This is a genomic window from Bradyrhizobium sp. ERR14 (assembly GCF_014198235.1).
Lineage (GTDB): Bacteria > Pseudomonadota > Alphaproteobacteria > Rhizobiales > Xanthobacteraceae > Bradyrhizobium.
Genome location: NZ_JACIHD010000001.1, coordinates 971210 through 989228, shown reverse-complemented (window position 1 = coordinate 989228; position 18019 = coordinate 971210). Strand labels below are relative to the sequence as shown.

At 65.2% G+C, this 18019-nt stretch carries 15 protein-coding genes and 1 riboswitch; of the genes, 11 read left to right on the top strand and 4 right to left on the bottom strand.

The genetic code is table 11. The features are described from left to right. Positions 1-30 precede the first annotated feature (30 nt). Complete coding sequence (locus GGD62_RS04915; RefSeq protein ID WP_245283271.1) at positions 31-339, top strand: hypothetical protein; 309 nt, start codon at positions 31-33, stop codon at positions 337-339. An 80-nt stretch (positions 340-419) separates the two neighbouring features. Here GGD62_RS04915 and GGD62_RS04910 read toward each other — a convergent pair whose 3' ends face one another. Further along, positions 420-2606: a transglycosylase SLT domain-containing protein gene (locus tag GGD62_RS04910; RefSeq protein WP_183707353.1), complete on the bottom strand. Its 2187-nt coding sequence runs from the start codon at positions 2604-2606 to the stop codon at positions 420-422. A gap of 322 nt (positions 2607-2928) precedes the next feature. Here GGD62_RS04910 and GGD62_RS04905 point away from each other — a divergent pair, with 322 nt between their 5' ends. The 6 genes from GGD62_RS04905 to GGD62_RS04880 all read left to right on the top strand — a co-directional run bounded on the left by GGD62_RS04905 (position 2929) and on the right by GGD62_RS04880 (position 8922). Then, the gene (locus GGD62_RS04905; RefSeq protein WP_183707351.1) at positions 2929-4665 is read left to right on the top strand and encodes an adenylate/guanylate cyclase domain-containing protein; all 1737 of its coding nucleotides are present in this window, start codon (positions 2929-2931) and stop codon (positions 4663-4665) included. Between the two features lie 124 nt (positions 4666-4789). Then, positions 4790-4966, top strand: a complete 177-nt coding sequence (locus GGD62_RS04900; RefSeq protein WP_018320305.1) for a hypothetical protein — start codon at positions 4790-4792, stop codon at positions 4964-4966. Between the two features lie 138 nt (positions 4967-5104). Further along, on the top strand, positions 5105-5314 hold the full coding sequence (locus GGD62_RS04895; RefSeq protein ID WP_183707349.1) for a hypothetical protein: 210 nt from the start codon (positions 5105-5107) through the stop codon (positions 5312-5314). Positions 5315-5413: 99 nt separating this feature from the next. Next, on the top strand, positions 5414-5677 hold the full coding sequence (locus GGD62_RS04890; protein ID WP_244550660.1) for a hypothetical protein: 264 nt from the start codon (positions 5414-5416) through the stop codon (positions 5675-5677). A gap of 43 nt (positions 5678-5720) precedes the next feature. Next, positions 5721-5936: riboswitch (cobalamin riboswitch) on the top strand. Positions 5937-6049: 113 nt separating this feature from the next. Further along, a complete protein-coding gene (locus GGD62_RS04885) occupies positions 6050-8287 on the top strand; it encodes a TonB-dependent receptor domain-containing protein (RefSeq protein WP_183707348.1) in 2238 nt (745 codons plus the stop codon). 53 nt (positions 8288-8340) lie between these two features. Beyond that, positions 8341-8922, top strand: a complete 582-nt coding sequence (locus GGD62_RS04880) for a hypothetical protein (protein ID WP_183707346.1) — start codon at positions 8341-8343, stop codon at positions 8920-8922. A 218-nt stretch (positions 8923-9140) separates the two neighbouring features. On the opposite strand, the gene GGD62_RS04875 is transcribed toward GGD62_RS04880, so the two are convergent. Next, positions 9141-9599, bottom strand: a complete 459-nt coding sequence (locus tag GGD62_RS04875; protein WP_183707344.1) for a hypothetical protein — start codon at positions 9597-9599, stop codon at positions 9141-9143. An 880-nt stretch (positions 9600-10479) separates the two neighbouring features. Between GGD62_RS04875 and ilvD the strand changes: the two genes are divergently transcribed. Next, positions 10480-12201: a dihydroxy-acid dehydratase gene (ilvD, locus tag GGD62_RS04870; RefSeq protein ID WP_179736566.1), complete on the top strand. Its 1722-nt coding sequence runs from the start codon at positions 10480-10482 to the stop codon at positions 12199-12201. Then, positions 12188-13018 carry a tetratricopeptide repeat protein gene (locus GGD62_RS04865; protein WP_026201921.1) on the top strand — a complete coding sequence of 277 codons (831 nt, stop codon included), beginning with the start codon at positions 12188-12190 and terminating at the stop codon, positions 13016-13018. Before ilvD ends, GGD62_RS04865 begins: the two co-directional genes overlap by 14 nt. A gap of 61 nt (positions 13019-13079) precedes the next feature. Here the strand turns inward: GGD62_RS04865 and xth are convergent, their stop codons facing one another. Beyond that, positions 13080-13877, bottom strand: a complete 798-nt coding sequence (xth, locus tag GGD62_RS04860; RefSeq protein ID WP_018317865.1) for an exodeoxyribonuclease III — start codon at positions 13875-13877, stop codon at positions 13080-13082. A gap of 134 nt (positions 13878-14011) precedes the next feature. On the opposite strand from xth, the gene GGD62_RS04855 reads away from it, so the two are divergent. Next, on the top strand, positions 14012-16342 hold the full coding sequence (locus GGD62_RS04855; RefSeq protein ID WP_183707342.1) for an ATP-binding protein: 2331 nt from the start codon (positions 14012-14014) through the stop codon (positions 16340-16342). A gap of 9 nt (positions 16343-16351) precedes the next feature. On the opposite strand, the gene erpA is transcribed toward GGD62_RS04855, so the two are convergent. Next, entirely contained in the window at positions 16352-16681 is a 330-nt protein-coding gene (gene erpA / locus GGD62_RS04850; RefSeq protein WP_183230741.1) for an iron-sulfur cluster insertion protein ErpA, read from the bottom strand. A 135-nt stretch (positions 16682-16816) separates the two neighbouring features. Between erpA and GGD62_RS04845 the strand changes: the two genes are divergently transcribed. Further along, positions 16817-18013, top strand: coding sequence for a deoxyguanosinetriphosphate triphosphohydrolase (locus GGD62_RS04845; protein WP_210317723.1), 1197 nt, complete (start codon positions 16817-16819; stop codon positions 18011-18013). The last annotated feature ends 6 nt before the right edge of the window (positions 18014-18019 follow it).

Genomic DNA, 18019 nt, shown 5'->3' with positions numbered 1-18019 from the left:
AGAACGCATTCGGCAGGAGAGGACACGGCATTGAGATTCATGCTCGTCAATCAGGAACATCCCTGCCACGGCGGCGTCTGCCGCGCATGCGCGCGGCCGCTGGGTGCGAGTTACGTCCGTCATGTGTCCAAGCAGGAGCGGTATTGCGACTACGGTTGCTACCGTCAGCAGACGGCCATGGACATGCTGTGGCCCGGCAGCTCGCTCGAGACGATCGCGGCGCTGGCGGCGATCTCGAGCTGGAGCTGGATGATTCAGATCGGCGCGCTGTCGCGCGCATTGGCCGAGGCATATCTGCGCGAGTACGACCTTCTGACCACGGAAGGAGGTGACGGCTAGCTCGATGACGGCCGCGCAGAGCAGTCGGCCGCAGTCACCGCGTCCAGCCCGCGCCGCGTCAAGCCCCGGCGGCGGCGAGGCTAGGGTGAGGGGGCTGCGGCCGATCCCGTTGGTGCCGCGCTCACTTCCTGCGTCGTGACGCGCTGTTCGGACTTGCCGGCGACCATGCTGCTACCCTCGAACCGTGCGCGGTACACCAGCACGTTCTCCATCACGCGCTGGACGTAGTTGCGCGTCTCCGACAGCGGGATGCGCTCGACCCAGTCGACCGGATCGACGTTGGGATCCCTGGGGTCGCCGCGGGCCTGCACCCATTCGCGCACGCGGCCGCGGCCGGCATTGTAGCCGGCAAACGTCATGATCTGGTTGCCGCGATATTCCGACAGGAGCGCGCTCAGCTCGGCCGCGCCCATTTGCGTGTTGTAGACGGGATCGGAGACCATCTTGTCCCAGTCGTAGGTCAGGCCAAAGCGCTTGGCGGTGTCGCGGCCGGCTTCAGGTGTCACCTGCATCAGCCCGACCGCATTGGCCGGCGACTTGTCGCGCTGGTCGAACGAGCTTTCGGTGCGCGCCACCGAATAGATCACGCTGGTCTCGATCGCGGGCGCGACCTGCTGGTGCTCGGGGATGCCGATGGTCGGAAAAGCGTAATGGTCGAGCGCGAGCCCGCGCGCCAGCGCCGACTTGCCCACCTCCAGCATCACGCGCGCATCGCGGCGCTGTCCGGCGAGTTCGCCGAGCCCCTCGAGGGCCGCGACGTCGGTGCTCTCCTTGGCGAAATCCTCGGCGTAATAGAACACCGTGTCGCGCTCGCCGATGCCGTAGAGCATGTCGGCGGCGCGCACGCGCTCGTCTGCGGGCGGAGTGTCGAGCGCGGCCAGCACGGGCGAGGGCGGTCGCAGCTCGATGCGATCGAGGCCGAGCTTTGCGCGCGCAAGCTGGCCGTAATAGGCGGTCGGATAGCGCGCGGCCGCCCGGTAGCTCATGCGAGCATCGGCTACAGCACCCATCGCCTCGGCGGCACGGCCGCGCCAGTAATGGGCACGCGACAGCGCGATCGGATTGGCCGAGCCTGCATCGATGGCGGCGAAGTGCACCATGGCCGCCTGGGGATCATTCAGGAAGCGCAGAGCGATCCAGCCGCACATGAAATGATAGTCGACGCGGTAGACTTCCTTCTCGGGCACCGCGGCGGTACGCACCACGTCATACGCCGTTTTGAACTTGCCCTGGTCGAGCAGCTTGCGCGCGAGCATGCGACGCTCGCGCCACCAGGCGTCGGTGTCCTGCGCGGCCATGGTGTCGGGCGCGGCGGCCAGGATCACCTCGGCGGCGTCGTCGATGCGATCCTTCTGGAGGTGCCATTGGGCGCGGCACAGCACATAGCCGAGATCGCGGCGCGCTTCAGTCGGTACGTCCTCGAGATAATCCTTGGCCTTGCTGGCCTTGCCGGTGACGGCGGCGCAGGCCTTGACGATCGCGAGCTCATCCTCGCCGAGCCGTTTCGCGGCGCGCCGCGCAGCCGCATAGTCCTTGGCGCCGAGCCGCTTGTCCATGCGGGCGCGATGATCCTCGGAGTTGAGCAGATCGCGGAACGCCTCGTAGGAATCCTCCTCGCTCCGCTCGGACAATTCGTCGGTGCGCCAGGCCTCGCGCACGAGCCGCGCGGCCCTGTCGGCGTCGCCTTCAGCGAGCAGCACGCGGGCGAGGGCGAACTTGCCCTTGGCGCTGGTCGGGCGGTCCATGGTGAATTTGTGCACGGTGGCCGCGTCGGCCTTCTCCTGCCACAGCCGCGCCTCGGCGCGGCGGCGAAGCAGGGCGCTGCTCGGCCAACCCGGATTGGCGGCGAGGAAGGCGGCATAACGCTTGAAATTGGCGGTGCTCTCGGAATGGCGCAGCATGAACCAGTCGGCGAGCTTCTGTCCGGCGGGATCAGCGATGCGGTCGCGCGCCGCGCTCGCATCATCCGTCTTGCCCTTGCGCGCGAGGTCGATCGCATCCTTCAGCGCGGCGAGGTCCCCGGTGAGCGGCGGGGCGGCCGGCTTCTCGGGCGGATCGTCGCCGGTCTTCTTCGACTTGCGCTTGGCCTCGGCATGCTTGCCATGGCGCGATTTCACCGCGGCATGACGCTGCTTGCCGGCTTTCGCCTCATGCGACTTCTTCGGCGCGGACGATTTGTGGCTGCTCTTGGCCGCCAGCTCGGTCGGAAGGAGGGCCATTGCGGCCACGGCAACGAGACACGCGAGCGAGCGTAGGCACTGGTTCATCCCATGGTCCCCCTGCGAAACCACTACAAACCAAGGTCCGCGACGACATGCGGCTTGAGAATCAACGACATCGAGAACGATGCCACGGCATCGTTTCGCATTCCTCACGCTGTCGCAACAATGCGGCAAAATACGGATGTGACCAGGGAACTTCGGCTGGGGAGCAAAGGTCAGCTTCTTTAACCTTTGTTAACGATCCGGGCCTGCGACGGTCAGGCTTGGTTCAGGGCGCCAGGAGGAAGCAGATTGCGCGTGTTCCCGCAGCCAGATCCGGTGTATGGAGTTCCCTTGCTCCGTCCCTTTGGCCTTTGTCCCTGCAGCTATGCCGATTTTCAACCAGTCGATCAGGCGCAAGATCGTCGGTATCGCCCTCGGATTGATCGTCCTGATGCTGGTCACCTCGATCCTGTCGATGGTGATGTCGAGCCAGGTCGGCGTCCTGCTTGACGAGCTCACCAACCGCTACATCCCGGCCTACAGCCATCTGGCTCGCGCCAACATCCGCTCGCTGGAGCGGGGGCTGGCGCTGCGGCGGATGGTCATGACCAAAATGGAGTCACCGTCGGACGAAGAGGCCTATGCGGCGCGCCTTCGCGAGTTCGAGACATCCGATCGCAAGATCGAGGAGGAGGCCGAGGCCGCGCGTTCGCTTGTCAACGCGATCATCGACGACCCCAGGACGTATTCGGACAATGCCGCGTTGGGACGGATCGATATCCGCATCGAGACCGCCGTCACCGAGCTGCGGCGCGATCTGAACGAGGACCATGCAAAGCTGCTCAAGCAGGTCGACGCCAGGCAGATGGCCGAGGCCCGCGGCACGCTGGAACACATCGACGTGCTACGCGATCAGTTCAACCGCAAGGTCGATGCGATCCGCGCCGACATGCTGACGCAGGTGTTCTTCTCGACGTCGCAGGTGATCAGCCGCCAGCATCAGGCGATCGTCGTTTCGGGTGTCGTGACCCTGCTCGCGGCGATCGTCGGCTTTGCCTTTGCGCTCCTGGTGTCCAGCGGCATCACGCGCCCGGTGCGGCTGCTGCTCGCCGGCACCCGCGAGGTCGAGGCCGGCCGCTTCGACAAGACCATCACCGTCTCCACGCAGGACGAGATCGGCGAGCTCGCCGCGGCCTTCAACCGCATGACCGAGCAGCTCAGGCACAACGAGCGCATCCGCGAGACCTTTGGCCGCTACATCGATCCCAAGGTGGTGCAGGGGCTTATCGACCGGCCCGAGGTCGCGATCGACGGCGAGCGCCGGGTCATGACCATCATGTTCTGCGACATGAGCGGCTTCACCTCGATGAGCGAGGGCATGACCCCGCGTGGCCTCGTCAGGGTGATGAACCACTATTTCACGGTGATGTCCGGACCGATCAGGAGCAATCGCGGCATCATCGACAAATATATCGGCGACGCCATCATGTCCTATTGGGGCCCGCCCTTCATCGAGGAGGACGAGCAGGCGCTCCTGGCCGGCATCGCCGCAACCGAGATGGTCGACCAGGTGCCCGCGCTGCAGAAGCAGCTGCCCGACCTGCTCGGCATCCGCGCCATGCCGGCGCCGTGTGACCTGCGGATCGGCATCGCCACCGGCGAGGTCCTGACCGGCAGCATCGGCTCCGAATTGATGATGAGCTTCACCGTGATGGGCGATGCCGTGAACCTGGCGTCGCGGCTGGAGGCCGTCAACAAGGTCTACGGCACCCGCATCCTGATCTCGCAGGCAACTGCTGATGCGATCGGAGCGCGGCTCGAATTGCGCGAGATCGATCGTCTGGCGGTCGCCGGCCAGAGCGCGCCGCAGCCGATCTTCGAGGTGATGGCGCGGGCCGGCGCGCTCACCGCCGCGCAGGACAGCCTGCGCACGCATTATGCCGAAGCGCTCGCGGCCTATCGGGCCCGCCGCTTCGACGAGGCGCGCGCCGCCTTCAACGCCGCGCTCGAAGCCGTCCCCGGCGACGGCCCCTCGCGCACGATGCTCGGCCGCATCGCGCAATTCGAGGCCAAGCCGCCGGAGGAGGGGTGGGACGGCGCCTGGCGCCTGGAGCAGAAATAGCCGTTTTTGTTGGGTCGGCCCGCCCTGTCCGGAAAAAACGTTTCTACTCGATAACGATGTTCGCCGTGACCTATTTCCCGGGCTTAGGTTGGATGTCCTTGAGGCGTTTGACGGGGACACGCCGATGACGGAACTTCAGGACAGGCTGGAACGGTTCGAGACGCTCACCGCCGAATGCGAGCTGATCGCCAAGCTCGCCACCGACAGCACCAAGCGCGAGTTCTATCTGAAACTCTCGGAACAGTACCGTCAGCTGGCGGTGGACATGCGGCAGGCGATCGCGACCAAGGCTGCGGCCTGACGCCGGCTGCAATCCGTTCTTAAGGTTTGGCGCGCATCCTTGACGTCGCGAGCGATCGCTCGTGGTGGAAAGGCCGGGGTTCGCTGCATTGCAGCGCACCTCGCGAGTGTCATTTGCCATGCTTGACAGGGCAATCACATGCGCCTCGTTGCCGTGATCATAGTCGCGCTCATGACGGCGGCCTGCGACCAGGAGCAGGATATCACCGGCTCGACGCTGACCTGCCCGATGCGGAACTACAGCTACAATCCCCGCGACATGAACCAGTGCGTCAGTGCGTGCAAATCGTGCGATCGCGGCACCACGGTCACCTGCACCACCTCCTGCACCCTCAAGGGCGCGCGCTGAGGCTACCGCTTTCTCCGGCGCACCCAGGGGCGGTGCTGGGGCACCGGAACGATTCACTTGGGTTAATCATTGAAGCAGGTGGGCAGGACGCGGAGTCCGATGGAAATGGGTATGCTCGATCCCGGTCGATTTCTGGTGTCGTGCTCGCATTGTGATGCCTGGCCGATGGCGGCCAATGTGAAGCGGTCGAGCTGGTCGGCGTCCCCGCACGAGGTCCGCTTTGTCTGCACGCGCTGTCGTCGCGAGGAGACCGCGATCGTCTCGGCCTCCGGCGAATTGACCCCGATCAAGCGCGTCGATGTTCCGCCGCGCGACGTCGCTGTCGCCTGGGCCCAGGCGCAACGTGTGCGAGGGCGGACCTGAGCGCCCGGCATCGACCGGTCGATTGACTCCCGGGGCCAACGGCTCGTAAATGATCGGCGACGGTTCTCCTCAGGGAGATCAAAAGGGAATGTGGTGCGGGATTGTCCCAACGCAGGGATCTGTCTCAACGCCACGGCTGCCCCCGCAACTGTAAGCGGTGAATCTTTCGTCTCATGCCACTGGGAAACTCGGTCCTGGGAAGGCGACGCAAGGTTACGACCCGCGAGCCAGGAGACCTGCCGTCAGCCGTGGTCACACGCGAAGATGTCGGTCGGGGAGTACAGACATTAGCTTCACCGGAGCAATCCATCGCTCTGCCGTGAAACCTCGTTCGCTGTGACGTGCCACTGACGTCATACCGAGGTTACAATTGTGTCCCGTATCGTCTCTGCCGCCAGGCGCCTTGCCGCCGGCCTGCTCGCATCCGTTTCCTTCCATTCGCTCGATCTGTCCTCCGCCTTCGCCCAGCACGCGCTTGCCGAGCAATTGCCGCCGATCGAAGTGACGCAGCCCGACGATCACAACCGCACGCGGGCGAGGGCGATCGGTGACGGCGAGGCGACTCGGCAGCGGGCGAGGACGACTGTCGCGCCGGCAGGCAATGGCGCCGGCTCATCGGGCTCCGGCGGTGAGGCTGCCGCCGGCGGCGGCGGCATCGTCGGGGCTGCCACGACCGTCATCATGGCCGCGGATATCGCGCATTCGCCATCGCAGACGCTTGCCGAGATCATCGCGATGCAGACGCCGGGGGCCCAACTCACGACGCTCTATGGCGGCCAGATCGGCGCCAAGACCAGCGTGGACCTGCGTGGCTTCGGCGCCTTTGCCACCGCCAACACGCTGGTGCTGGTCAACGGACGACGGTTGAACGACGTCGACATGGCGCAGGTGGACCTCTCCACCATCCCGCTCAATTCGATCGAACGCATCGAGGTCACGCGGGGAAATTCCGGCGCGGTGCTCTACGGCGACAACGCGGTCGGTGGTGTGATCAACATCGTTACCAAAAATGGCGTCGGCGGACCGCCCGTGACCGCGCGCATCGAGGCCGGCTTCGGCTCGTTCAACACCAGGCTCGGCAATGTCTCGACCTCGCTCAATTCCGGTCCGTGGTCGACCTCGTTCTACGGCAATACGGTCAGGACCGATGGCTACCGCGACAACAATCGCTATTCGCAGCAGAACGGCGTCGGCAATCTCAACTACACGACGCTGGGCCTGAGTGCTTTTCTTACCGTCAGCGGCGACAATCAGGAGCTGCGACTGCCGGGCGGCCGCACCGTCGATCCCTCCATCGGCCTCGACGAGCTCAGGGCCAACCGGCGAGGGACAAGCACGCCGTTCAACTACGCCAACCAGCAGGGTTTTGGTGCGACCGCGGGCTTCACCAAGACCCTGGTCAACGGCGTCGATCTCATTGTCGACGGCGGCGTGCGCGACAAGAAGCAGCAGAGTGCTTTCTTTTCCACCCCGACGCCGGTTCCGGCGTTCTTCACGTCGACCTATGTCGGTTCCCATCTGACGAATTGGTCGATCACACCGCGGCTCAGCGTGAAGAGCCTGCTGCTCGGCATGCCGTCGCAGCTCCTGACCGGCATCGACTATTACGATGCGAGCTTTGAGCAGAACCGCGGCGCGGGGCAGGGGCTCTCCCCCTGGCACAATTACGACCTCAGGCAGCAGACGGTTGCGGGTTATGTCCAGCACACATTGGGAATCGCGTCCACGACGGACATCTCCTACGGAGCGCGTGTGCAGAACGTCAGACTTGCGGCACGCGACAATTTCGACCCGGCAGCTCCCTTCAACGCCGACATCGGCGCGCTGCCGCTGACGAGCAACGAGACCCAATATGCGCTGCATCTCGGGGCCGAGCATCGCCTCAACGACCAGGTCTCGCTGTTCGGCCGCATTGCGCGCGCGTTCCGCACGCCTGATGTCGACGAGCGCCTTTCCTCGGGGCCTTCCTTCGATCCCTTGACCTTCGCTGCGATCCCGCAAACGTTCCAGCTCAAGACCCAGACCTCTGGGGATATCGAGGGCGGTGTTCGCATCAAGGGAGGCGGATTGCAGCTGCAGAGTAGTCTCTATCTGATGGATCTCACCAACGAGGTCCATTTCAATCCGGTCCTGTTCTACAACACCAATCTCGATCCGACCCGCCGCTACGGCTCGGAGACCAGCCTGTCCTATCGCGTCAACGATGCCCTGCTGCTGCGCTCCGGCGTGGCCTACACCCGCGCGGTCTTCCGCGAAGGCATCTGGGCCGGCAACGACGTGCCGCTGGTGTCGCGCTACACGGCGAGTGCGGGCATCACCTGGAACATCTGGCAGAATTACGTGGTGCTCGATGCCACCGCGCGCTTCTGGAGCGAGCGACGCATGGACAACGACCAGGCGGGCACCCAGAAGCCGATTCCCGCCAACGGCACGATCGATCTCAAGCTCAGCGGCCAGGTTGAGCGCTACTTCTGGTCCCTCAGCATCAACAATGTGCTGAACGCGCTCTACTACGACTACGCCATCGCGAGCACCTTCACGGACGGCCGCTTCAGCGCCTATCCGCTGCCCGGCCGCACCTATCTGCTCAAGGCCGGCGCAACGTTCTGATTTTCGTCACGGGCCCCTAAATGGACTAGAATTCGAAAGAAGGAGATTCAACCATGGCTCTCAGCATCCTGCCATCTGGTGGCGATCGCTTCCGGCTTCACCCGGTCGCGCCGCGCCATGCGCCGATGTTCTGCTTTGCGCTGCTGACGGCGTCATGCGCGCTCGCAAGTTTTGCGTTCGCCTGCGCCACGCCGTTCGCGACCTTCGCCGTCGTTGCCGCGGCGATGCTGCCGCAGCGTCCGGCGCTGCTCGTCGTCACCGGTGCCTGGCTCGTCAACCAGACCATCGGTTTCGGCGTGCTGCATTATCCCGTTGACGTCGGCACCATTGCCTGGGGCTTCGTGATCGGCGCGGCCGCGCTTCTGGCGACCGCGGCCTCGTCGACGGTGCTCGGCCTGCTGCCGCAGGGCCGCACGCCACTGATGCTGGCGATCACGCTCGTCGCCGCCTACGGGATCTACGAGCTCGCGCTGCTCGCCGCGACGCCGTTCCTCGGCGGCGAGGGCGCCTTCACCGCAGCCATCGTGACGCGCATTGGACTGACCAGCGCCGTCTGGCTCGCCGGCCTCGTCGCCATCTGTGAGATCGTCCGTCTGGGCGATCCGGCTGGGCGCAACCGAGCGATGTCGGCCTGAGCGGCCGATCGTGGCCGTAGCCCGGATGGAGCAAAGCGCAATCCGGGGCCGCTCGCCCGGCATTGTGCACCGTCCCGGATTACGCTGGCGCTCCATCCGGGCTACGCGATCGTGCCTGTTTCGCCCTCTGTCAATCCACGTCGCTAAAAATATTCCGCTTTACCGAAATTCGGTTTCGGCGTATGTGTCGTCCATCCCGGCTCATCCAAGAGGGGCGACTATGTGGTCGTCACTGTCGCGAGCCGGGCTTGCGGTGGACGCGGCAGCGTCGGCACGAGAGGTGCGGGCAGGGCGGGTTGTCCCTGTGAGCCCGAGGCTTCGTGCGGACGAGCGGCGCTGTTCAGTTCGTCTCGCCACATTCTTTCGGCAACGTCGACAAGGCCGGGAGATAATGTGGTGACCAGCGAACGCGCGTACGGCAAAACCGTGTGGTCCTGGCCGTCGTTGCCACGGTCAAGTCCTTGCGAAGGTGCGAGCGAGCCCAACCGGGCAGACTGCATCATCCAATTCGCGGGGCGAGGGAGGCCAGAAGGAATGGTCGGCTCCCGGGAGATCACGGCATAAGCCGTCCAGCCACTGCGCAGGGAAGGCCGAGTGATCGGCACCACCTGTATGCTGCTGTGCGGTTCTTCCTGCGCGTGCTTTTCGCGCAGCAGACCGCGGGTGCGAGCCAGCACCCGGCCTTCCCTGCGCCCTCTTGGATGAGAGGGTAGCGAGACCAAGCAAAGCTCGGGCGAATTGCGCCGCGAGGACGCGAAGGCATGTCCGTGAGCTGAGCTGCGTGCCACAATCTCGATCTCGTAGGGTGGGCAAAGCGCAGCGTGCCCACGCCTTGTTGCTTATGGACAGAGATCGTGGGCACGGCGCGATGCGCCTTTGCCCACCCTACGGCACTGCAGCTGGGATATGCATTGGAGCATCGCGATGGTGCCTCCTGCTCCGTCATTGTGAGGAGCGCTTGCGACGAAGCAATCCAGAATCCCTCCGCGGAAAGACTCTGGATTGCTTCCGCCTTCGCCGAGGCTTCGGCGGACAAGTCGCTTCGCTCGCAATGACGGCGTGGAAAAGCGTGCGTCATAACTCCGCTGGTGCCCCGGACGCAGCGCAGCGCCCTGTCGCTTTCTGGGTCCCAGCTCTGCGCCGCAACGCTAAGAGGCGTTGCGGCTTGTCCGGGACACGAGGGAAGAATCCTTGATGAGCAGCGCGCCCCGACTCACCCGCGCGGTCACCGCCTCGTGGAGCAAATGGGGAAGTGTTGTTGCCGATAGAAAATCTGAAGTTGTGAATCAGCCTCACCGCGAGGGTATTGAAGTAGTCCACCCCGTGTCTTCCCGGTAACGATTGTGCTGTCTACGCAACACTCGGTTCCGATTTAACCGTCATCACTGGTGGTTCGCATCACCGCCGCTTTTTGGCCACACCCAAACATGAATAAAATCGCTCTAATGTTCTAGGGCAGCGGCGGTCTTCGAAGGCGACGAGAAATCCCAAGGTCGATTCAAATCTTGGCTCTGATTTTTCGGGTCTGAAAGGGTTGACCGAGGAAACTGGTTTGCGATGAGCGCGAAGATTGACAAGCAGAGGCTGCCGAGCCGTCACGTGACGGAAGGCCCTGCGCGCGCGCCGCATCGGTCCTATTTCTACGCCATGGGTCTGACCACCCAGCAGATCCACCAGCCTTTCGTCGGCGTCGCATCCTGCTGGAATGAGGCGGCTCCCTGCAACATCGCCCTGATGCGCCAGGCGCAGGCGGTGAAGAAGGGCGTGGCGTCGGCCGGCGGCACCCCGCGCGAGTTCTGCACCATCACCGTGACCGACGGCATCGCGATGGGCCATGACGGCATGCGCTCCTCGCTGCCGTCGCGCGAATGCATCGCCGACTCCGTCGAGCTGACCGTCCGCGGCCATGCCTATGACGCCCTGGTCGGGCTCGCCGGCTGCGACAAGTCGCTGCCGGGCATGATGATGGCGATGGTCCGTCTCAACGTGCCCTCGATCTTCATCTATGGCGGCTCGATCCTGCCCGGCACGTTCCGCGGGCAGCAGGTCACCGTGCAGGATATGTTCGAGGCCGTTGGCAAGCACTCGGTCGGCGCCATGTCGGACGAGGACCTCGACGAGATCGAGCGCGTGGCGTGCCCCTCGGCGGGTGCCTGCGGCGCGCAGTTCACCGCCAACACCATGGCGACCGTGTCCGAGGCGATCGGCCTTGCACTGCCTTACTCGGCCGGTGCTCCGGCACCCTATGAAATCCGCGACGCCTTCTGCATGACCGCGGGCGAGAAGGTGATGGACCTGATCGCCGAAAACATCCGGCCGCGCGACATCGTCACCCGCAAGGCGCTGGAGAATGCCGCCGCCGTGGTCGCCGCCTCGGGCGGCTCGACCAATGCTGCGCTGCACCTGCCGGCGATCGCGCATGAGTGTGGCATCAAGTTCGACTTGTTCGACGTTGCCGAAATCTTCAAAAAGACACCATATGTCGCGGATTTGAAGCCGGGCGGCCGTTATGTCGCCAAAGACATGTTTGAAGTAGGTGGCATACCGCTTCTGATGAAGACGCTGCTCGACAACGGCTTCCTGCACGGTGATTGCCTTACCGTCACGGGCCGCACGATCGCCGAAAACCTCAAGAGCGTGAAGTGGAATCCGCACCAGGACGTGGTGCACCCGGCAGACAAGCCCATCACCGTCACTGGCGGCGTGGTCGGTCTGAAGGGCAATTTGGCGCCAGAAGGTGCGATTGTGAAAGTCGCGGGAATGTCCAACCTCAGGTTTACCGGTCCGGCCAGGTGCTTCGACCGTGAGGAGGATGCTTTCGAGGCGGTCCAGAAGCGCACCTACCACGAAGGCGAAGTCATCGTGATCCGCTACGAGGGGCCGAAGGGCGGCCCCGGCATGCGGGAAATGCTCCAGACCACCGCGGCGCTGACCGGCCAGGGCATGGGCGGCAAGATCGCGCTCATCACCGACGGCCGCTTCTCCGGCGCCACCCGCGGCTTCTGCATCGGCCATGTCGGGCCGGAAGCGGCCATTGGCGGCCCGATCGGGCTGCTTGAGGACGGCGACATCATCGAGATCGACGCGGTCGCCGGTACCCTTAACGTAAAATTGAGCGACGCCGAGCTGGCCCAGCGCAAGACCAAATGGACCGCTCGCGCGACTAACCACACGTCAGGTGCGCTCTGGAAGTATGCTCAACAGGTTGGACCAGCGGTCGGGGGGGCAGTGACCCATCCGGGCGGCGCGCACGAGAAACAGTGCTATGCGGACATCTAGGCGTGCCATAGTTGCGTTTGTGTTGGGGGCCGGTGCGCTGGCCGCCCCGGCGCTTGCCTTCGACGGGGCTCCGGTCAACCCGAAGGACGCGACCATCCCGGTCGTGACCACCTTGCCGGGGACCGCGGTGACCGCGCGCGGCAAGGTCGCGCCGGCGGCTGTGCCTCAGGAGACCTCGCTCAGTGCGCTGCAGTATGCCGCCGAGGGTGGCCACCCCATCGCGCAGTGGAAGCTCGGCCGCATGTACGCCAATGGCGACGGCGTCGCCCAGGACGATCTGCGCGCCTTCGAATATTTCAGCCGGATCGCCAATGCGCATGCCGAGGACAGCCCGTCGGCACCGCAGGCGCAGATCGTGGCCAACGCCTTCGTCGCGCTCGGCCGCTACTATCTGAGCGGCATCCCGAACTCGAAGGTCAAGTCGGATCCGGAGCGGGCGCGGGAGATGTTCTCCTATGCGGCGTCTTATTTCGGCAATGCCGACGCTCAATACGATCTCGCCCGGCTCTACCTGAAGACGCCGGACGCCTCGCGCGAGGATTTCCGTTATGGCGCGCGCTGGCTCGGCCTCGCCGCGCAGAAGGGCCAGCACGAGGCGCAGGCGCTGCTCGGCCAGATGCTGTTCAACGGCGACCGCCTGCCGCGGCAGGCCGCGCGCGGCCTGATGTGGCTGACGCTGGCGCGTGACAGCGCCGGCGCCGAAGAGACCTGGATCAAGGAAAGCTACAGCCGCGCCTTCGCCAAGGCCTCCGACGACGACCGCGCCATGTGCCTGCAAATGCTGGAACAGTGGGTGCAGGGCGGCCGCCGGCAGTAGCTCGGCAATCTCGGTCTCGTAGGGTGGGCAAAGCGCAGCGTGCCCACCAATTCTGCGTAGCCTACGCCGCCTCCAGATCCAGATCCGCCCACACCGGCACGTGGTCCGACGGCTTCTCCCAGCCGCGCACATAGCTGTCGATCCCGACATTGGCGAGCCGGTCGCTGGCCTGGGGCGACAGCAGCAGGTGATCGATCCGCAGGCCCTGGTTCTTCTGCCAGGCCCCGGCCTGGTAGTCCCAGAAGGTGTAAAGCCCGGGCTCATCCGTGACTGCCCGCAAGGCATCGGTCAGCCCGAGGCCGAGCAGGGACTGAAAGCTCTCCCGCGTCTCCGGCTTGAACAGCGCGTCCTCGGTCCAGGCGGCGGGGTTATGGACGTCACGGGCGTGCGGGATGACGTTGAAGTCGCCGGCGAGGATCAGCGGCTCCTCAGTCTTGAGGCGCTCTTTCGAATAATCAAGAAGCCGCGACATCCATTTGAGCTTGTAGGGATATTTCTCGGTCCCGACCGGATTGCCATTGGGCAGATAGAGACAAGCGATGCGCATCACGCCCGACTTCAGCGTCACCACGCCCTCGATGAAGCGGGCATGGGCGTCCTCGTCGTCGCCGGCGAGCCCCGACTTGGTCTCGTCGAACCGGAGCTTGGAGAGCAGCGCGACGCCGTTGAACGTCTTCTGGCCATGGGTGACGACGTTGTAGCCGAGCGCCTCGATCTCCAGCCGCGGAAAGGCCTCGTCGACGCATTTGATCTCCTGGAGGCAGACGATGTCCGGCTGGCATTCCCTGAGCCAGGTCAGCAGGAGGTCGATCCGCTGCCGGACCGAGTTCACGTTCCAGGTGGCAACTCTGATGGTCATGTCGGCGGGCTCCGGGCAGGGGCCATGGTTAGAACAAACTGCAAACGCGCCCGTCAAGGACGCCGCAAAATCTCCCACAAAATTAACCCGGCTTAAGCAGGCGGCAGGCCATTGATCGTCAAAAGGTTCCGCGAATGGGATGGCCTGACAAGTCGATGAAGCAAACCGAGCCGCGTGACGGCCTGATCGGCGCGTTCCTGTATTGGCTCGGCGGCTTCGAGATCGAGGACGGCCTGACCGCCGATCTCAGCGAGCGCGAGATCCGCCGCATCCGCGCCAAGCAGATCGACGCCGTGACGCGGCTGATTCCCGTGACGATGGCGGTGACGATGCTGAACGTCGCCATCGTGCTGATCCTGTTCTGGGGCAGGGGCTGGAACGACTTCCTCGCGATCTGGGGCCTGACGCTCGCCGCCACCGCCTCGCTCGCGGTGCGCGCCTGGCGGCGGTCGCACCAGAAACCGCCGCAGGAGGCCTCGCCTCGCGCCGCGCGGCAGATGCTGCGGCAGGCGGTCTTGCTCGCCGCGATCTGGGGCGCGCTGCCGCTCGCTCTGTTCAGCCGCATCGAGCCGACCAGCCAGCTGATCCTGGCCTGCCTGATGGTTGGCATGATGTCGGGCGGCGCCTTCACGCTGTCGACCTTCCCGCGTGCCGGCCTCGTCTATCTCGCCACCATGACGACCGCCTGCGCCGGTGCGATGCTGCTCTGCGGCGCCGGGCCGTATCTGGTGACGGCGGTGTTCCTGCTGCTGTTCGCATTTTTCATGGCGCGCAGTATCGTCTCGCAGGGCAATCTGTTCCTCGGCAATCTCAAGGCCCAGCTCGAGCTCGAACGCCAGACCGAGATCATCTCGCTGCTGCTGAAGGACTTTCAGGAGAACGCCAGCGACTGGCTGTGGCAGACCGATGCCGAAGGGCATCTGATCGACGTGCCCGAGCGCTTCGCGGATGTCGCCCAGTTGCCGCTGCCGCTGTTGAAGGGATCGCATTTCGCCGACGTGCTCGACATGCTGTGCCCGGAGGACAAGAGCGCGGCCTACAACGTCGTCGGCCTGATGGAGCAGAACGAGCCGCTGCACGAGATGAACCTCAAGGTCGTCGCCGGCGGCGAGGCGCGACTGTGGTCGCTGACGGCCAAGCCGGCCTATGATCGCGAGGGCCAGTTCCTCGGCTATCGCGGCTTCGGGCGCGACGTGACCGAACGCTGGCGCGCGGAAAAGGCCGAGGCCGAGAGCCGCGCCAAGTCGGACTTCCTCGCGGTGATGAGCCACGAGATCCGCACGCCCATGAACGGCGTGCTCGGGCTTGCCAGCATGCTGCTGGAGACCAGGCTCGATCCGGAGCAGCGCGAGGCGGTCACCACGATCCGCGAGTCCGGCGACAATCTCCAGCGCATCCTCAACGACATCCTCGACCTGTCCAAGCTCGAGGCCGGGCGCTTCACCTTCGAGGTGATCGACTTCGCTCCGCAGGCGCTGGTGGAGGCGGTCGCGACCGTGGTGCGCGCGAGCGCCAAGGGCAAGGGGCTGACGGTCAAGCTGGAACTCGACCCGAACCTGCCGCCGACGCTGCGCGGCGACGTCGCACGCATCCGCCAGGTGCTGCTCAACCTCGCGTCCAATGCGGTGAAGTTCACCGATGAAGGCGAGGTGACGATCTCGGCGACCTGCCAGGCGCGCCGCGACTTGCTGGCGACCGTCGAATGGACGGTGACCGACAGCGGCATCGGAATCGCTCCCGAAAAGCTCGGCCAGCTCTTCAGCGACTTCGCGCAGGCAGACGCCTCGATCAGCCGCCGCTTCGGCGGCACTGGCCTCGGCCTTGCGATCTCTCGGCGCATCATCGAGCAGATGGGCGGCACCATCGGCGTCACCTCGGCGCCGGGCGAGGGCTCGACCTTCCGCTTCACGCTGGTGCTGCCCTGGAGCCAGGCCCAGGCCTCCGAGCAGACGGCCGGCCACGACGAGGCCGACGAGCTCAAGGCCCGTATCGCCGGTCTCGATCGGCCGCTGAAGGTGCTGGTCGCGGAGGACGATGCAGTCAACCGCATGGTCGTGAGCAAGATGTTGGGGGCCTTCGACGTCGAGCTGCGCGTCGTCACCGACGGCGCTGAGGCCGTCGCGGCAGCATCCGAAGGCAATTGCGACGTGGTGCTGATGGACGTGCGCATGCCCGACATGGACGGGCTCGCGGCCACCCGCGCCATCCGCGCGCAAGGCGGGCGCTGCGAAGCTTTGCCGATCGTCGCGCTGACCGCCAATGCCTTCCCCGAGGACGTCAGGATCTGCCGCGAGGCGGGCATGTCGGACTTCCTCGCCAAGCCGCTGCGCAAGCCGGCGCTGGTCGCGGCCTTGCTGCGCGCGCTTGACGGCTACACGATGTCAGAGGACGCGCCGCTGCAACCGGAGCTGATGCCGGCCGAGATGGAGTGGACGGACGAGGAGAAGCAGATAACAGGCGCGTAGGCGGTCGGGCTAGACCGAGAAGCTGGTCCCGCAGCCGCAGGACGCCGTGGCGTTGGGGTTGTTGACGCGGAACGAAGCGCCGATCAGGTCGTCGACGAAATCGACCTGCGATCCCGCCAGGAACGGCTGCGAGGCGGAATCGACCAGCACCACTGCATTTTCCTGCTCGATCACGAGATCGTCGTCGGTTCGCGCACGGTCGATGTCGAACTTGTACTGGAAACCCGAGCAGCCGCCGCCCTCGACGGAGATGCGCAGCATCGCGCCAGAGCCTTCGCCCTTGAGGATCTCTCCAATCCGGCGTGCGGCGCGGTCACTGATGGTCACGTCGGTCGTCATGGCTCGTCTCCGATAGTCGCGCGGTCATACCAGGTTCACTTGCCCAATTCATTTGGTATCCCGCGTCCGGCATAGTTAAGTGCAAGGATACGCAGAATCAAATGGATAGGGACTAAATTCGTCGTGTCCGTCGGAATGGCAGCCCCCCGCGCGCCCTATGCCTGCGATCCCGATAGCAGCCGGGGCCGGCTGGTCGCGGAGCCGCCGAGCCGGACCCGCAGCCCGTTCCGGCGGGATTGCGACCGGGTGATCCATTCCACCGCGTTCCGCCGCCTGAAGTACAAGACCCAGGTGTTCGTGTTCCACGAGGGCGACCATTACCGCACCCGGCTGACCCATTCGCTGGAGGTGGCGCAGATCGCCCGTGCGCTGGCCCGGCAACTCGGGCTGGACGAGGACCTCACCGAAACGCTGGCGCTGGCCCATGATCTCGGTCATCCCCCGTTCGGCCATGCCGGCGAGCGGGCGCTGGACGCCTGCCTGAAGGAATTTGGCGGCTTCGACCACAACGCCCAGACGCTCCGCGTCGTCGCTTCGCTCGAGCATCGCTATCCTGATTTCGACGGGCTCAACCTGACCTGGGAGTCGCTGGAGGGCATCGTCAAGCACAACGGTCCGCTGACCGACCGCGGCGGCGCGCCGGTGGGGCGCTATCGCGAGCAGGGCATTCCCGTCGGAATCGCCGACTACATCAAGACCTACGACCTCGAATTGTGGAGCTTCGCCTCGCTGGAGGCGCAGGTCGCCGCCATCGCCGACGACATCGCCTATGATGCCCACGATATCGACGATGGCCTGCGCGCCGGCCTGTTCCATCTCGACGATCTCAAGGTGATGCCGCTCACGGCTGAGATCATCGCCGAGACCTCAGCGCACTATCCCGATCTCGAAGACCTCAGGCGCGGTGCCGAGCTGGTGCGCGAGCTGATCTCGCACCTGATCGGCGCGGTGTTCGCGCAGGCGCAGAAGAACCTCGCCGCGGTGAAGCCCCAATCGGCCCAGGATGTCCGCCAGCAGAGCCGGGCGCTGGTCGCATTTCCGGCCGAGGTCGCCGAGGAAGAGGCCGCCATCAAGACCTTCCTCTATCAGCACATGTACCGTCACAAGCGGGTGATGCGGGTGATGGGGGAGGCGGAGCAGATCCTGTTCGACCTGTTCGCGAAATACCTGAAAGCCCCTAGCGAGCTGCCGCCGGAATGGCTGCTGGGGGCGGAGGCGGATAATGAGGGTGACCGGGCCCGCCGGATCGGCAATTTCATTGCCGGAATGACCGACCGTTTCGCCCTGACCGAGCACCAGCGGCTTTTTGACTCGACCCCCGATTTGCGTTAGGCGGCG

What these genes read in the sequence shown, in the direction of transcription:
- GGD62_RS04910 (WP_183707353.1), bottom strand. Translation starts at nt 2,606, where the DNA reads ATGAACCAGTGCCTACGCTCGCTCGCGTGTCTCGTTGCCGTGGCCGCA.
- GGD62_RS04905 (WP_183707351.1), top strand. Translation starts at nt 2,929, where the DNA reads ATGCCGATTTTCAACCAGTCGATCAGGCGCAAGATCGTCGGTATCGCC.
- GGD62_RS04900 (WP_018320305.1), top strand. Translation starts at nt 4,790, where the DNA reads ATGACGGAACTTCAGGACAGGCTGGAACGGTTCGAGACGCTCACCGCC.
- GGD62_RS04895 (WP_183707349.1), top strand. Translation starts at nt 5,105, where the DNA reads ATGCGCCTCGTTGCCGTGATCATAGTCGCGCTCATGACGGCGGCCTGC.
- GGD62_RS04890 (WP_244550660.1), top strand. Translation starts at nt 5,414, where the DNA reads ATGGAAATGGGTATGCTCGATCCCGGTCGATTTCTGGTGTCGTGCTCG.
- GGD62_RS04880 (WP_183707346.1), top strand. Translation starts at nt 8,341, where the DNA reads ATGGCTCTCAGCATCCTGCCATCTGGTGGCGATCGCTTCCGGCTTCAC.
- ilvD (WP_179736566.1), top strand. Translation starts at nt 10,480, where the DNA reads ATGAGCGCGAAGATTGACAAGCAGAGGCTGCCGAGCCGTCACGTGACG.
- GGD62_RS04865 (WP_026201921.1), top strand. Translation starts at nt 12,188, where the DNA reads ATGCGGACATCTAGGCGTGCCATAGTTGCGTTTGTGTTGGGGGCCGGT.
- xth (WP_018317865.1), bottom strand. Translation starts at nt 13,877, where the DNA reads ATGACCATCAGAGTTGCCACCTGGAACGTGAACTCGGTCCGGCAGCGG.
- GGD62_RS04855 (WP_183707342.1), top strand. Translation starts at nt 14,012, where the DNA reads ATGGGATGGCCTGACAAGTCGATGAAGCAAACCGAGCCGCGTGACGGC.
- erpA (WP_183230741.1), bottom strand. Translation starts at nt 16,681, where the DNA reads ATGACGACCGACGTGACCATCAGTGACCGCGCCGCACGCCGGATTGGA.
- GGD62_RS04845 (WP_210317723.1), top strand. Translation starts at nt 16,817, where the DNA reads ATGGCAGCCCCCCGCGCGCCCTATGCCTGCGATCCCGATAGCAGCCGG.